The following is a 14,770-nucleotide window of genomic DNA, read 5'->3' on the forward strand; positions in this document are numbered from 1 at the left end:
CCCCGGCCAGCCAGCGCGCCACCGCGGCGGCCTCCCCGGCAGGACAGGTGCCCTCGGGCAGCGGGAGCACGGCGCCCGCGCCCAGCACCGCGCCGTGCGCGGCGAGCGCGGCGCGGTCGAGCGTGACGGTACGGGCGGCGGCCGGGGAGATGAACGTGCCGTGGTAGCCGCCGATCAGGACGCCCTGGCCCGGGCCGGTGCCGCAGTGCTCCAGTACGCGGGCGAGCGGCACGCCGGTGGGGACCTCCAGGACGCGGGTGCCGGCGACGGTCAGCAGGAGGGTGCCCGGCTCGTCGGGCACGCCGGCCGCGCGGTACCCGAGCGCGCCCAGCCGGGCGGCGACGGCGAGCTGGGCGTACGTCTCGGTGTTGGACAGCAGGGTGGGCAGGCCGCCGAGGCCGCGCTCGCTGGTGCGGACCCGGCGGCCCGAGGGCAGGCCGGGGCCGCCGTCGAGGCCGGAGACGAGGGCCGAGCCCTCGCCGCCGACGAACCGCTCCGGCAGCCGCGTCACCCGTAACGCCACGGACAGCGGCCCGAGTTCGGCGACCGCGCGGCGCACCGAGTCCGCCACGTCGGGCCGGGCCACCCCGACGGCGACCTCCTGCGCGCCGAGCGCCCGCGCGGCCAGCAGCGCGCCGTCCAGCACGAGGTGCGGGGCGTACAGCAGCAGTGCGGTGTCCTTGAGGCAGCTCGGCTCGCCCTCCGTGCCGTTGACGACGACCGCGGCACGGCCGTCGGACCGGTGCAGCGCCTCCCGTACGGCTGTCAGCTTCCGCGCGAAGGGGAAGCCGGCGCCGCCGCGGCCGCGGAGGCCGACGTTGTCGGCGAGCGCGACGAGTTCGGCGGCGGAGAGTACGGGCGCGGTGCCGTGTGTGGTCAGGTGTGCCACGCGGTCCAGTCGGGTGGCGCCGCCGTGCGGTGCGGCTACGCCTGCCAGCAGCCGGGGCGGCCACGGGGGTGGGGTCGTGACGCCGATGCCGGGTGCGCCACCGTCGTGGCCGGGCGCGCAGTTCCCCGCGCCCCTCATGGGCGCCCTCACGGGCGCCGCTCAGGGGTGTACAGCCGGTACGCCAGCGTCGCGGCCGTGGCCGCCACGCACGCGGCGTATCCGGCGGTGACCCAGCCATCCGCCGGGCGGCCCGCGCGCAGGCCGTGGACCAGGGCCGCGCCCCAGGCCAGGTACGCGGCCATGTGCAGGGCGCGCCACCAGCGGGCAGCGGATCCGCCGGTGAATGCCGTGCGCGCAGCACCCGTCACCGCGACCGCGAGGAACGCGTATCCGGCCAGCGTGCCCAGGCCGATCAGCAGCGGGCGGGCGCCGTCGGCGAACGGCAGCGCCGCGCCCCGGCCGGTGGTCTGACCGCGGGCCACCTTCACCCCGACGTGCAGCGCGAGGAAGCCGAGCCCGGCGACGCCCGTGCCGCGGTGCACGGCCTGCGCCAGCAGCCGGTGCCCGGAGCGCAGCACCCGGCGGTCGGTGGCGGCCAGGCCCCAGAGCACGGTGCCGGTCAGCGCGACCAGCGCGAGGACGCCGGCCCCGAAGTCCAGGAAGTCGGCGGTCCGGGCCGCCGCGCCGGACCGCGCGAGGACGGCGAGGAAGAGCAGCAGCGCGGCGGGCAGCGCGGGACGCAGCGGGAAATGCGGGCGGTTGCGGGCGCGCGAAGACGGCGCGGACATCGGTCCTCCACGGAAATCGAGCGGAAGGATGCACAACGCCCCGGAAAGGGCGGGGAATTGCCGTACGTTCGGTACGTTCCATCGGCGATGTGTGCGGCAGCATCGCCGACGCGTCCGGGGCCTTCCGGACCTTTATCGCGCTGTGACAAATTCCTGCACCGGGCATCGCCGCCGCCGTGCCCGGTGCGGATGATGCCGACTCAGGCACAACGGCCGTATCCCAGCCGCTCCCCGACGGCAGGAACGAGGTAGCGATGTGTGATCTCCTGAACCGCATCTGGTCACGCCCCCGAGGTGAGTGGACCCGGGTTCTGCGAAAGGAACTCCCGTCGCTCGCCGAAAAGATGGTGGAAGAGCTGCGCATCGCTTTTCCCGCCTTTTCGGCCCTTCTCGCGGAATCAGCCAAAGAAGAGGCCGCACAATGGGCCGTGGAACAGGCCCTGTTGACGTCGCTCGGTTACCAGGAGCGGACGGAGTGCGAACGCCGCCCCGCCGGACTGGTCGTCACGCCGATGCCGGTGTCCCGCGCCCGGCAGGTCCTCTTCACCGCGCTCGCCGGGCAGCGCCCGCTGTCGCCCGCCGCGCTCGCCGAGCCCGCCCGGTGCGCCGGCTGGCCCGTACCGGACCGGCTCCAGGCCGTCGTCCTCGGCTCCGCCGTCGAGGCGCCACAACTGGCCGCGGCGCTGGGCGACGCGCTGCTCGGCACCGTCGACGGCGACACCTGCCTCTTCGTGCCCGACCCGGGAACGCAGACCCGGCCCCGGCTGGAGGCCGCGCTCAAGGGCCGCCCGGCGGCGGTCGGCCACACCGTGCCGACGGGCGACGCGGCGTCCTCGCTGCGCTGGGCCCGCGCGCTGCTCGCCTTCGGGCCCGCGCGCGGCGGGCCCGACGTGCGCCCCGCGTTCGTCGACGACCACCTCTCCGCGCTGCTGCTCCTCCAGGACGAGTCGCTGGCCAGGGCGCTGGCCACGCGCTGGCTCGGTCCACTGGAGGAGCTGACGCCCCGGCAGAGCGAGCGCCTCGAGGTCACCCTGCTGGCCTGGCTGGAGGGCGGCGGCGCGCCGGAGGCGGCGAAGGTGCTCCATGTGCACCCGCAGACCGTGCGGTACCGGCTGCGGCAGATCGAGAAGCTCTTCGGCTCCGCGCTGCGGGACCCGCGCACCCGCTTCGAGCTGGAGATGGCGCTGCGCAGCCGGCGGCTGCTGGCCCACGTACGGCGCTACCGCGCACGGCCCGGGCGCCGGGCCCGGCCGGTGACCTCCGGCATCCGCCCGCTGGGCGTCGCCAGGGAGGCGCGGGTGAACGGCCTCTGAGCGCGGAAGCGGAGGCGGCCCCGGACCGGCCAGGTCCGGGGCCGCCGCGTCGGCTCAGCGGCAGTCGCGGCCGCTGTTGATGCACCGGACCGCCTTGTCCATCAGCCGCTCCGGCATGACGTTGATGAAGTCGCCGTGGTCGGTGACCGGCTTGTGCAGCTGCTCGGGGAAGCTGTCCACCGCGAACTGCCCGCCCTTGGGCACGTCGTAAGTGATCTTCTCCTGGAGCTGCGGGATGGCGCGGAAGCCGGCCGGGCAGGAGCCGTCCTGCTGTGCGAACGCCACGTGCGTACGGTGGTTGGCGCTGTCCGTGTTCTGCCCGTCCCAGCAGCTCTGGAAGTTGAAGGTGCGCACCACGTCGGCGCCGTTCGGGCAGATCGGGTACTTGTCCTTCAGCTGCCGGTCCTCGAAGCCGACACAGCTCCAGGAGGCGTTGGCGTTGGCGGGGCCGTTGGTGAACGCCTTGGCGTCCCCGGTGATGATGCGCAGGAAGCGGGGCATCGCGGTCACGTCACCGGCCTGGCTGCCGCTGAAGGTGAGCTTGACGGCGGACGGGGTGAGGACCGAGCCCACGTTGCCGTCGTGGCCCGCGCCCGGCTTGTGCTCCGAGGTGCCGTCCAGGGTGCGCAGCACGGGCCAGTAGTACGTGGACAGGTCGCCGTTGCCGCAGGTGGTGCCGGAAGCGGCCAGGCTCTGGTCGGTGGAGAAGGCGTCGGTGGACTCGTTGCCGACGTAGTCGTGGGTGTGGTGCGCGCCGTTGCTGACACCCGGCGTCACGATGACGTTGTCGGAGTTGAAGTGGCCCTCTTTGTTGCGGCCGCACTGGGAGACGAACGTGCCGGTCGAGGCGCCGTCGCCCTGCGGCGGCTGCTGGGCGTTGGGCTGGACGGACCGGATGTCGGCGAAGTCGTCGGGGGAGGGCCCGCCGGGCGGCTGCTGCGCACCGCCGTCCTGCCCTTGCTGGGCTGCGTCTCCCTGCCCTTGCTGCGCGTCGTCCTGGCCTTGCTGACCGCCCTCTTGCCCTTGCCGACCGCCGTCCTGGCCCTGCTGTGCGTCTCCCTGGCCTTGCTGCTGGGCGTCTCCTCCACCCTGCTGCTCGCCGACCGATATGGGCTGACCCGTCGGCTTCGTCTTGCAGGCGCTCATGTTCAGCAGGGCGTCGGGGCGGGGTGCCGACCGGCCGATGGCGTCGGCCATCGCCCCGATCGTCTTCTCGCGCTGCTGCCGCAACTGCGGGAGCACCGCGTCCGTACCGCCGCCGCGCCCGCCCGCCATCATCTTCTCGTACGCCGTCGCCACCTGGCGGTCCAGCGCGGCGAGCCCGCGGGAGACCGGGAGTTGCGCGCCGCGCGGCACCTGTCGCAGCCGGTCGCCGACGTCCGGGCAGGACACGGTCGAGGCCATGGCCGCCGGGCCGCCGCGCTGCGCCGGGCCGTCCTCGCCCGCGCCGTCGGCCGAGGCGCCGGCGGCGATCAGCGCGGTACCGCCGCCGCCCAGCAGCAGCGCGGCGGCCGCGGCCACCAGCCGGATGGTCAGGCGCGAGCGTTTGTGGGCCTGTGGAGTCATGCGATCACTTCGATTCGTGGGGAGTGGTACGGGAAGTGGTGGGGAGAGTGGGGGCGTGGGTGCGGCCGCGTGTTCGGGGAAACGTACGGCTGCCGGGGCCGGGCCGCCGCCAGGTTGCCGAAGTCGACCAGACCGGTACTTTCCAGGACCGTGATGTGGTCCAGGACGACCGCATTCGTACGAGTGGCCAGCCGGCGGACCATCGCGTTGCGGCTCTGCGCCCGGACGAGCGCGACGAGGCCGAAGACCTTGCCGTGCGCGCGGCGCAGCAGCTGCGCGAAGAGCCGGTCGAAGTCCTGGCCGCGGGCGGCGTCCAGCTGCCCGAGCCAGCCCTGCTGCTGCGGGGTGGGCCGGTCCGGCAGCGATACGCCCAGGTCACGGGCCGTCTGTACGGACAGCCGGTCCAGCTCGGTGTGGCCTGCCACGAGGTGGTCCCCCGCGGTCCGCACGGCCTTCCGCGTGCCGCGTTCCCGCGCCTGACGCCCCGCGGGCAGCTCCCACAGCCCGGCGAGCCGTACCTTGCGTACGAAGTCCCGGTCCAGGGGCGTGAGCAGGCCGTACGGGGTGCGGACGGTGCCGCCGCCGTCGTCCTCCCAGCCGGCGGCCGCGGCGGCCGTCGAGGTGTTCTGGCCGAAGAGCTGGACGGGCAGCAGCAGCGCGACGAGCGTGGCCGCGAGGGCGGCGACGATCAGCCCGGTGGCGAGCGCCCGCGCGGGGACGGCGGACGGCTGGCCGGCGATGGAGCGCACACGAAACCTCCCGGTCGGTCCGGTGGGGACGACTCGGACGCTAGGCCGGTGCGGGGCGGCGGAACGCGGGGTTCGCGCGCCCGGACAAGAAAACGCCGGGGCGGCGCGTGCGCTGCTACGGTGCGGCGGGGCGGGCCGCGCCGCTCAGCCCGCGTACAGCGCGTCGATCTCCGTCGCGTACGCCCGCTCGATCGCCGCCCGGCGCAGCTTCAGCGAGGGCGTCACCAGGCCGTCGGCGATGCTGAACTCGCCGGGCAGGATGCGGAAGGCGCGGATGGACTCGGCGCGCGAGACCGAGGCGTTGGCGACCGCGACCGCCCGCTGCACCGCCGCCCGTACGCCTTCCTCCGGCGGGTCGCCGGGCCGGGCGTCCTGCAGCCCGCCGCGGTAGCGCCGCCAGTGCGCCAGCGCCTCGGGGTCCAGGGTGATCAGCGCCGCGACGTAGGGCCGGTTGTCGCCGACGACCAGGCACTGCGAGACCAGCGGGTGCGCGCGTACCCGCTCCTCCAGGCCCAGCGGGGCGACGCTCTTGCCGCCGCTGGTGATGATGATGTCCTTCTTGCGGCCGGTGATCACGAGGTAACCGTCGTCGTCCAGGTGCCCCAGGTCGCCGGTGGCCAGCCAGCCGTCGTGCGGCGCGACCCCCTGCTCGTCGACGTACCCGGCGAAGACCACGTCGCCGCGCACCCACACCTCGCCGTCCCGGGCGATCCGTACCGCACAGCCGGGCAGCGGCCGCCCGACCGTGCCGAACCGCACCCGCCCCGGCGGCTGCGTCGTCACCGCTCCGCTCGTCTCGCTGAGCCCGTACCCGTCGTAGACGGTCAGCCCGGCCCCGGCGAAGATCCGCCCGAGGTCGGCGCGGAGCGGCGAGCCGCCCGAGACGGCGGTGCGCACCCGCCCGCCCAGCACCCCGCGGATGTGTCCGTACACCAGCCGTTCGTACAGCGCGTGCCGGGCGCGCAGGGCCGGTCCCGGGCCGTGGCCGCGGCCCTGCTCGCGGCGCTCGACGGCGCGTGCGTAACGCAGCGCGGTGGCCGTCGCGACATCGAAGATCCGCAGCCGGCCGGCCTCTTCGGCGGCCCGGCGCGCGGAGTCGTAGATCTTCTCGAAGACGTACGGGACGCCGAAGAGGAAGGTGGGCCGGAAGGACGCGAGCGCGGGCAGCAGCGCCTGCGGGGTGAGCTCCGGCTCGTGGCCGAGCAGGATGCCGCCGCGCAGGCAGGCGACCTGCACCATCAGCCCGTAACTGTGCGCGAGCGGCAGGAACGCCAGGACCGACGGCTGCGTGCCGGGCGGCCCGGTGAGCCGGCCCCAGCCCGCCAGCAGCGTGTCGCACTCGGCGGCGAGGTTCCCGTGGGTGATCACGCAGCCGCGTGGCCGTCCGGTGGTGCCGGAGGTCTGGATGATGGCGGCGGTGTCCCGCGGCGTGACGGCCCGGCGCAGCCGGTGCACCTCGGCGTCGGGCAGGTGCCCGCCGAGCCCGCTGAGCAGGCCGACGCAGTCCTGGTCCAGCTGCCAGACGCGGCGCAGCCGGCGGTCGGCGTCGCAGGCCGCCGCCACGGTCATGGCGTGCTGCTCGTGCTCGATGACGAAGGTGTCGGCCCCGGTGGCGGCCAGCAGCGCGCGCAGCTGCTCGGTGGAGGCGGTGGGGTAGACGGGGACGAGGTGCGCGCCGAGGGACCAGACCGCGTAGCTGAAGAGCGTCCATTCGTACCGGGTCCTGGACATCACCGCGACCCGGTCGCCGGGCCGCAGGCCGTCCGCGAGCAGCCCCTTGGCCAGCGCGAGCACCTCGGCGCGGAAGGCGGCGGCGGACACGTGGTGCCAGCGGCCGGGGTCCGCGGGGTCCCGGCGGGCGAGCTGGGCGAGCGCCGGCACCCGGTCGGCCAGGTCGTGGACGGAGTCGGCGAGGCCGCCGGTACGGGCCGCGGTCACCAGGGCGGGCGTGCTGAGTTCGCGCACCACACCTCCCTCGTTCGCCCCGGCCGTGCGGCCTGAGTGGACGCAAGTTACCCGCTGGTGGCCATACTGCACAGATCTCTGGTTAGTCTTGAGCGGAAGAGGACAAAACCGAGCGCGGCCAAAACCGAGCCAGGACAAAACCGAGCGAGGCCGGATCCGAGCGAGGAGAGGAGAGCACGCATGCAGCGCATCGCCCATGCCTGGCGGCTGTACGTCGGCGCGCTCTTGTTCCTGCTGGCCGGCGTGCTGCTCACGCAGAGCGGCCTGACCTCGGCCCTGACCGCCGCCGCGACCACCGCGGCCGTCCTCCTCCTCAGCCGCGCGGTGCTCGTCGCCACGCTGGCCGGACCCGCCCCGCCGGGCCGGGTCCGCACCGCCATCCGGGACCGGGAACGCCGTACGGCCTTCCTGCCCCAGCGCGATCCCGACGCCGCGGGCCGCCCGCGGCCCAGGGCACCCGGCCGCCGCCTGCCGACGGCCGCGTAGGCGCTGCACTACCTTCGCCCGCACGGAATCCGTACGCGCTCCTGCGCACGTACGGACATCCCCACGCGGCTCGTCACACCGAATTCCGAACTCCGAACTCCGAAATTCGAGATCCGAGTTCGTTTCTCTTCCCGGTACTGACGAGACTCCCGGAGGGCTCATCCATGTCCGTCTTCGCCACACTCGGCGCCGCGCTCGGCCACCTCGCCGACGTCCTCTCCCCGGTATTCGGCGCCTCGGCGACCGCCGCCGCCATCGTCGTCTGCACCCTGGCCGTACGCGCCGCGCTGCACCCGCTCGCGCGGGCCGCCGTCCGCGGCGAGAAGTCCCGTACCGCGCTCGCCCCGCAGATGGCCGAGATACGCCGGAAGTACGCGAAGGACCCCGAGCGCATGCAGCGCGAGGTGACCGACCTCTACCGGAAGGCGGGCGCCTCGCCGCTGGCCGGCTGCCTGCCGATGCTGCTGCAGCTGCCGGTCTTCTTCCTGATGTACCACCTCTTCACCTCCAGCAGCTCCGGGCTGCTGGGCGAGCGGCTGCTGGACGCGCCGCTCGGCGGCCGCTGGGCGGACGCGCTCGCCGACGGCGGCCCCTTCGGCCCGCACGGCATGGTCTACTGCGCGCTTTTCGTACTGGTCGCGGCAGTCGCGACGTGGAACTACCGACGCGCGCGCAAGGCCACTGCGCAGGCCACGGCGAAGGCCGCGGCGGCGGGGACCGCGGGCGCCGGCGCCGAAATTCCGGGCATGGGCGCCGTGACCAAGCTGGCGCCGCTGCTGTCCTTCGCCACTCTGCTCACCGTGGCCGTCGTGCCGCTGGCCGCGAGCCTGTACGTGGTGACGAGTACGACCTGGACGGCGTGCGAGCGGACGCTGCTGCTGCGCGACCGCGACCGCGCCCTGGGGCGGGCGGCCGACGAGGCGAAGCCGGCCGTGGCTCCCGCGGCGGCGGCCGCCAAGTCCCGTACCGCTACCGCCGAGTAAAGGTCCAGTACGTGAACGGGGTCTTGCGGGCGGGACCCCGTTCTTGGAGGATCAGCCAAATCGCTCGATGGCCGCACCCATCGGCCGGTCCGGAAGGCCCTTCCGGACCGACCCTTCGCACACGACCACGGGAGTTGTACTGATGAAGCTGCTGCGTGTCGGACCGGTGGGGGCGGAACGCCCGGCGCTGCTGGACGAGTCGGGAACCCTGCGTGACCTGTCGGGCATCGTGCCGGACATCGACGGAGAACTGCTCGCGGACGAGACGGCGCTGGACCGCGTCCGTACGGCCGCCGCGGCCGGCGACCTGCCGGCACTGGACGCCGCCGGCCTGCGCACGGGCGCGCCGCTCGCCCGCATCGGCAAGGTCGTGTGCATCGGGCTGAACTACCACGACCACGCCCGGGAGACCGGCGCGGCGATACCGGCCGAGCCGATCGTCTTCATGAAGGCCGCGGACACCGTGGTCGGCCCGGACGACACCGTGCTCGTCCCGCGCGGCAGCGTGAAGACCGACTGGGAGGTCGAGCTGGCCGTCGTCATCGGCCGCACGGCCCGCTACCTGGAGACCGACGAGCAGGCGCTCGCCGCCGTCGCCGGGTACACCATCGCGCACGACGTCTCCGAGCGGGAGTTCCAGATCGAGCGCGGCGGCCAGTGGGACAAGGGCAAGAACTGCGAGACGTTCAACCCGCTGGGCCCCTGGCTGGTCACCGCCGACGAGGTCCCCGACCCGCAGGCGCTCGGCCTGCGCCTGTGGGTGAACGGCGAGCCGAAGCAGAACGGCACCACCGCCGAGCAGATCTTCCCGGTCGCCGAAGTCGTCCGCTACCTCAGCCGGTTCATGACCCTCTACCCGGGCGACATCATCAACACCGGCACCCCGGCCGGCGTAGCCATGGGCCACCCCGACCCCAAGCCGTACCTCCGCGCCGGCGACGTGGTCGAGCTGGAGATCGACGGCCTGGGCCGCCAACGCCAGGAGCTGAAGGACGCGTGACGGTACGGGTGGCCCTCAGCTCTTTGGGGTGAGGGCTACCCAGATTGGGCCCTCTGCGAAGGGGAGGGAGTGGCCTTCGGGGGTGGTGAAGGTGGTGCCGTTGTCGGCTGCGGGGCGGGACCACTCGGCCTGGTATTTCTTGCCGTCGCGGAGGACCAGGGCGTCGCCCGAGCCGACGGTCTGGGTGTACGGGGTGACGCTGCCCCACTTGTCGTGGAGGCGGGAGGAGCGGACGGTCACGTACTGGATCACCACCGTGGCGACGCCCAGTTGGCCGGCGCCGGTGGTGCGGAAGGGCGTGCCGTCCATGGAGACCAGCCAGCGGTGCCGGTCGGCGGACCAGGTGAAGGCGAAGCGGGCCGCGGAGTAGCGGACCTCCTGGCGGTCCGTTGCCGTGCCGCCGCGGGGGGCCGCGCCGAAGCGGAAGCCGATGTCGGCGGGGGCCGAGGCGTCGGAGGCCGCTTTCAGGGCGCGGGCGGGCAGCAGGTACAGGTTGTGCGGGGCGGCGCGGTCCGTGCTGCGGACGTACGCGTCGGGTGCCTCGCGCGGCGGCAGGGCGGCGATCGGGGCCGATTCCAGCATGGGGCGGAGCTTGGCCTGGGCGCCGGAGTAGGCCAGCGCCGGGTGGCCGAACTGGCGGAGCAGTTCGAGGTCGGACTCGCGGGCGCTGCGGACCGGGCCGACGCGGTCGGGCAGGTGGGCGGCGAAGACGGCCAGTATCCGGCTGAGACCGGCCTCCACCTCCTCGGTGTAGAGGATGTCGGCGTCCTCCAGGCCGGTCTGCGGACGGGCCGCGGCGATGTTGTCGATCTTGACGGCCAGTACCTTGTCGCCCGCGCCGTCCTTCCCGGTGAACGGCGACTTCCCGTCGCCGTCGCCCGACTGGCAGCCCGCCACCAGTGGCGACAGGCCCGCGGCCAGCCCCGCCGCCAGCACGGTCCGCCGCGATCCGGTCCAGCCCGTGCCGCCTGCCCGTGCGCCCGTCCACGCCATGGGGTACCGCCTCTCTCTCGCCGGTCACCCCACAGCTTTCCCAATGGACCGGGCGGGCGCACGGATTCCGTCAGGCGAGGCGCAGAAACCGTTCCAACGCCTCGACGACGAGCGCGTGGTCGTCGGCCTGCGCGAGGCCGGAGACGGCCACCGCGCCGACGACCCCCGTGCCGCGCAGGCGGATCGGGAAGGCGCCGCCGTGTGCGGCATACCGGTCGGAGTCGAGGCGGGAAGACTCCTCGAACGTCCGGCCCTTGGCCCGGAAGCGGGCGCCGACCAGGAAGGACGCCTCGCCGTACCGCTGCACGACCCGGCACTTGCGGTCCAGCCAGGCGTCGTTGTCGGCGCTGGTGCCGGGCAGCGCGCAATGGAAGAGGCGCTGGGCGCCGCGGCGGATGCTGATCGTCACCGCGGCGTTCCGCTCGCGGGCCAGCTCGACGAGGAGGGTGCCCAGCTCCCAGGCGTCCTCGTTGCCGAAGCGGTCGAGGACCAGGCGGCGTTCGTGCTCTTCGAGGGTGGCGATGTCGTCGGCCGCGGTCATCGGGTGGGCTCCTCGATCTGTACCGAGCGGCCCTCGGCGGCCGAGCGCTTGGCGGCCTCCAGGACGCGCAGCGCGGCGGCCGCCTGCAGGGCGGTGACCGGCGGCTCGCCGCCCGTACGCAGCGCCTCGGCGACCGCGGCGTAGTACGCGGGGTAGTCACCGGGCACGGTCGGGACGGGCTCGCCGCCGCCGGTCTGCGGGGACTCCCCGGCGCCGAGCCGACCCCAGGCGGATTCCGGCTCCACGCCCCAGGTGTCGCCGGCGTCGCCGGGCCGACGGCCCTCGCGCAGCGCCGCCTCCTGCGGGTCCAGGCCGTACTTCACGTAACCGGCCTCGCTGCCGAGCACCCGGAAGCGCGGGCCGAGCTGGGCGGTGGTGGCGCTGACCCACAGGTGGGAGCGGACGCCGCTCGCGTGCGTGATCGCGATGAAGGTGTCGTCGTCGGCCTCGGCGCCGGGGCGGCGCACGTCGGACTCCGCGTACACCGAGACGGCCGGGCCGAAGAGGGTGAGCGCCTGGTCGGCGACGTGGCTGCCCAGGTCGTACAGCAGTCCGCCGATCTCGGCCGGGTCGCCGGACTCGCGCCAGCCGCCCTTGGGCTTGGGCCGCCACCGCTCGAACCGCGACTCGAACCGCCACACCTCGCCGAGCGCGCCCTCGTCGAGCAGCTTGCGCAGGGTCAGGAAGTCGTTGTCCCAGCGGCGGTTCTGGAAGACGGAGAGGAGCAGTCCGCGGTCCTTCGCCAGGGCGGCCAGCCGCTCGGCCTCGGCGGCGGTCGCGGCCAGCGGCTTGTCCACGACCACCGGCAGGCCGGCCTCCAGGGCCGCGGTGGCCAGCGGTACGTGCGTCTTGTTCGGCGAGGCGAGCACGATCAGGTCAAGCTCGTCCGCGCGGGCCAGCACCTCGTCGGGGGTGGCGACCGTGCGCACCTGGGGGTGCTCGGCGCAGGCCTGCGCCTGGCGGTCAGGGCTGGAGGTGGAGACCGTGTCGAGGACCAGGCCGTCGGTCGCGGCGATCATCGGGGCGTGGAAGACGGAGCCGGCCAGGCCGTAACCGATGAGGCCGACGCGCAGGGGGCTGCCGGGGAGTGCGGTACCGGGGGAGTCGCTCGGGCTGCTCATGACTCCCACTTAAGCAACGCTGTTGCCAAAGTGCAAGCGGTCCGCACAATGGAGGGGTGACCAGCGAAAACCCTTCCCCCTCCGACCCAGGCGAGCGGCCCGACCCGGCCGAGCGCTCCGACCCTGCCGGGCACTCCGACCCGGCCGAGCGCGCGCTCGGCGGCGCCAACCTCCCCCTGCTGCGCGGACACAACGCGGCCGTGCTGCTCGGGCTGCTGCGCGCGGCGGGGGAGGGCGGCGTCAGCCGGCTGGAGCTGGCCGAGGGCAGCGGGCTCACCCCGCAGGCGGTCAGCAAGATCACGGCACGGCTGCGCGAGGCGGGGCTCGCCACGGAAGCCGGGCGGCGCGCCTCGACGGGCGGCAAGCCCCGTACGGTCCTGCGGCTGGTCCCCGGCGCCCGGTACGCCATCGGGCTGCACCTGGACCGGGACGAGAGCGTCGCAGTCCTCGCCGACCTGGCGGGCGAGCCGGTCGCGGTCCGCCGCGCGCCCCTGGACCTGGGCGCGGGCGCGGACGAGGTGCTGGCGGCGGCCGCCGCGCAGGTCGCCGAGGTGCGCGCCGCGGCCCCCGGGGCGCAGGTGATCGGCGCCGGCGTGGCCTGTCCGGGCCCGCTGGACCACCGTACGGGCGTACTGCACAGGGTCACCGGCCTCCCGCAGTGGGACGGCTACCCGCTGCGCGCCGCGCTCGCGGAACGGCTCGGCCTGCCGGTGGTCCTGGACAAGGACACCAACGCGGCGGCGCACGGCCTGGCCCAACGGGCGGGCGGCGCCGAGTCGTTCGGCTATCTGCACCTGGGCACGGGGCTGGGCGCCGGGCTGGTGCTCGGCGGGGCGGTGCACCGGGGAGCGCGCACCGGCGCGGGGGAGTTCGGGCACCAGGTCGTACAGCTGGACGGGCCGCGGTGCGGCTGCGGCAAGCGCGGCTGCATCGAGTCGCTGTGCCTGGCCGCGGTCGCGGCGGGCGACCCGGCGGAGGCGGCGCGGGTGCTCGGCGTCGGCGCCGCCAACCTCGTCGAGCTGCTGGACGTCGACCGGGTCCTGCTGGGCGGCCGTACGGTACTGGCCGACCCCGAGGTGTACGTACGGGGGGTCGCCGCCTCGCTCGACGGCCAGCTGCGCGCGCACGGCGCCGCCGTGGCCCGTACGGTCCCGGTCGTGCCCGCACCCGGCGGCGCGCACGCGGTGGCGCTCGGCGCGGCCCACCTGGTCCTCGCCTCCCTCTTCGCCCCGCCGCGCGGCCCGTTCGCGGGGACGCGTGCGGCGCTCTGAGGGGGCGATCGACGGGATGCGCGTCACCGCCGGCCGGCGTGGCGCACCGTCAGACGCGGTCGACCAGGTCCGCGATCGAGTCGACGACGCTGGTCGGCCGGAACGGGTAGCGGTCCAGGTCGGCCTTGCCCGTCAGGCCGGTGAGCACCAGGAACGTCTCCATGCCGGCCTCCAGGCCTGCCAGTACATCGGTGTCCATCCGGTCGCCGATCATGGCGGAGGTCTCGGAGTGCGCCCCGATGGTGTTCAGCGCGGTACGCATCATCAAGGGGTTCGGCTTGCCGATGAAGTACGGGTCCTTGCCGGTCGCCTTGGTGATCAGCGCGGCGACCGAACCGGTGGCCGGCAGGGCGCCCTCGGGGGAGGGCCCGGTGTTGTCGGGGTTGGTCGCGATGAACCGCGCGCCGTCGTTGATCAGCCGGATCGCCTTGGTCAGCGCCTCGAACGAATACGTACGCGTCTCGCCCAGGATGACGAAATCCGGGTCGTGGTCGGACAGGACGTAACCCGCATCGTGCAGAGCGGTGGTCAGCCCGGCCTCGCCGATCACATAGGCGGTGCCGCCGGGGTGCTGGGTGTCCAGGAACTTGGCGGTGGCGAGCGCCGAGGTCCAGATGTTCTCCACCGGCACCTCCAGCCCGATCCGGCTCAGCCGGACGTGCAGGTCCCGGGCCGTGTAGATCGAATTGTTGGTGAGCACCAGGAAGGGGCGACCGGCGTCGCGCAGCTTCTTGATGAAGGCGTCGGCTCCGGGGACGGGGATGCCCTCGTGCATCAGCACGCCATCCATGTCGGTGAGCCAGGATTCGATCGGCTTGCGCTCTGTCATGGGCGCCATGCTATGCACTCCTGCACGCGCGCATCAGGGGTGACAGCCGAGCGTCCCGTCACCCCGGCGGCGCAAGCGACGCGCCGCTCGGGATGCGGACCGCGGCCGCCTGGCGGACCTTCGAAGTATCCGGAGGTTCACCATGCGCCCACCGCGTTTCACCGCCTGTACCTGCACGGCCTTCACCGCCTGCGTGGTCCTCGCCGGCACCGCGCACCCCGCGGGCCGGCTCGACGGGCAGTCCGGGCCGGTCGCCGCCACCGCGGGGGTGACGGC

Annotated in this window: 13 protein-coding genes and 1 pseudogene; 5 read left to right on the plus strand and 9 right to left on the minus strand. The window is 74.3% G+C overall.

Translation table 11 applies throughout. The annotated features are described in order from the left end of the window. Together ABT381_RS31505 and ABT381_RS31510 are read right to left on the minus strand one after the other, a co-directional pair. Positions 1-1,027, minus strand: a pseudogene (locus tag ABT381_RS31505) (oxidoreductase); the annotation flags it as partial. Between the two features lie 8 nt (positions 1,028-1,035). Further along, positions 1,036-1,677: a hypothetical protein gene (locus ABT381_RS31510; protein ID WP_351600224.1), complete on the minus strand. Its 642-nt coding sequence runs from the start codon at positions 1,675-1,677 to the stop codon at positions 1,036-1,038. 428 nt (positions 1,678-2,105) lie between these two features. Here ABT381_RS31510 and ABT381_RS31515 point away from each other — a divergent pair, with 428 nt between their 5' ends. After that, positions 2,106-2,990 carry a PucR family transcriptional regulator gene (locus tag ABT381_RS31515; RefSeq protein ID WP_351600226.1) on the plus strand — a complete coding sequence of 295 codons (885 nt, stop codon included), beginning with the start codon at positions 2,106-2,108 and terminating at the stop codon, positions 2,988-2,990. Between the two features lie 54 nt (positions 2,991-3,044). Here the strand turns inward: ABT381_RS31515 and ABT381_RS31520 are convergent, their stop codons facing one another. The 3 genes from ABT381_RS31520 to ABT381_RS31530 all read right to left on the minus strand — a co-directional run bounded on the left by ABT381_RS31520 (position 3,045) and on the right by ABT381_RS31530 (position 7,270). Then, entirely contained in the window at positions 3,045-4,556 is a 1,512-nt protein-coding gene (locus tag ABT381_RS31520) for a DUF1996 domain-containing protein (protein WP_351600228.1), read from the minus strand. Then, positions 4,553-5,305, minus strand: coding sequence for a DUF4142 domain-containing protein (locus ABT381_RS31525; RefSeq protein WP_351600230.1), 753 nt, complete (start codon positions 5,303-5,305; stop codon positions 4,553-4,555). Before ABT381_RS31525 ends, ABT381_RS31520 begins: the two co-directional genes overlap by 4 nt. A 144-nt stretch (positions 5,306-5,449) precedes the next feature. Continuing rightward, complete coding sequence (locus ABT381_RS31530; RefSeq protein WP_351600232.1) at positions 5,450-7,270, minus strand: AMP-dependent synthetase/ligase; 1,821 nt, start codon at positions 7,268-7,270, stop codon at positions 5,450-5,452. 180 nt (positions 7,271-7,450) lie between these two features. On the opposite strand from ABT381_RS31530, the gene ABT381_RS31535 reads away from it, so the two are divergent. The 3 genes from ABT381_RS31535 to ABT381_RS31545 all read left to right on the plus strand — a co-directional run bounded on the left by ABT381_RS31535 (position 7,451) and on the right by ABT381_RS31545 (position 9,739). After that, positions 7,451-7,756, plus strand: a complete 306-nt coding sequence (locus tag ABT381_RS31535) for a DUF6412 domain-containing protein (protein ID WP_351600234.1) — start codon at positions 7,451-7,453, stop codon at positions 7,754-7,756. A 164-nt stretch (positions 7,757-7,920) separates the two neighbouring features. Beyond that, positions 7,921-8,739 (plus strand): YidC/Oxa1 family membrane protein insertase, encoded by an 819-nt coding sequence (locus tag ABT381_RS31540; RefSeq protein ID WP_351600236.1) that lies wholly within the window; start codon positions 7,921-7,923, stop codon positions 8,737-8,739. A gap of 142 nt (positions 8,740-8,881) precedes the next feature. Continuing rightward, complete coding sequence (locus ABT381_RS31545; protein WP_351600238.1) at positions 8,882-9,739, plus strand: fumarylacetoacetate hydrolase family protein; 858 nt, start codon at positions 8,882-8,884, stop codon at positions 9,737-9,739. A gap of 15 nt (positions 9,740-9,754) precedes the next feature. On the opposite strand, the gene ABT381_RS31550 is transcribed toward ABT381_RS31545, so the two are convergent. The 3 genes from ABT381_RS31550 to ABT381_RS31560 all read right to left on the minus strand — a co-directional run bounded on the left by ABT381_RS31550 (position 9,755) and on the right by ABT381_RS31560 (position 12,394). Further along, positions 9,755-10,732, minus strand: coding sequence for a DUF3048 domain-containing protein (locus tag ABT381_RS31550; protein WP_351600240.1), 978 nt, complete (start codon positions 10,730-10,732; stop codon positions 9,755-9,757). Positions 10,733-10,802: 70 nt separating this feature from the next. Then, a complete protein-coding gene (locus ABT381_RS31555; RefSeq protein WP_351600242.1) occupies positions 10,803-11,273 on the minus strand; it encodes a heme-degrading domain-containing protein in 471 nt (156 codons plus the stop codon). Beyond that, entirely contained in the window at positions 11,270-12,394 is a 1,125-nt protein-coding gene (locus tag ABT381_RS31560) for a Gfo/Idh/MocA family oxidoreductase (RefSeq protein WP_351600244.1), read from the minus strand. Before ABT381_RS31560 ends, ABT381_RS31555 begins: the two co-directional genes overlap by 4 nt. 176 nt (positions 12,395-12,570) lie before the next feature. On the opposite strand from ABT381_RS31560, the gene ABT381_RS31565 reads away from it, so the two are divergent. Beyond that, complete coding sequence (locus tag ABT381_RS31565) at positions 12,571-13,665, plus strand: ROK family transcriptional regulator (RefSeq protein ID WP_351600248.1); 1,095 nt, start codon at positions 12,571-12,573, stop codon at positions 13,663-13,665. A gap of 49 nt (positions 13,666-13,714) precedes the next feature. Here ABT381_RS31565 and ABT381_RS31570 read toward each other — a convergent pair whose 3' ends face one another. After that, a complete protein-coding gene (locus ABT381_RS31570) occupies positions 13,715-14,494 on the minus strand; it encodes an HAD-IIA family hydrolase (RefSeq protein WP_351600246.1) in 780 nt (259 codons plus the stop codon). Between the last annotated feature and the right edge of the window lie 276 nt (positions 14,495-14,770).

It is taken from the genome of Streptomyces sp. NPDC000151, assembly GCF_040301705.1.
Taxonomy (GTDB): domain Bacteria; phylum Actinomycetota; class Actinomycetes; order Streptomycetales; family Streptomycetaceae; genus Streptomyces.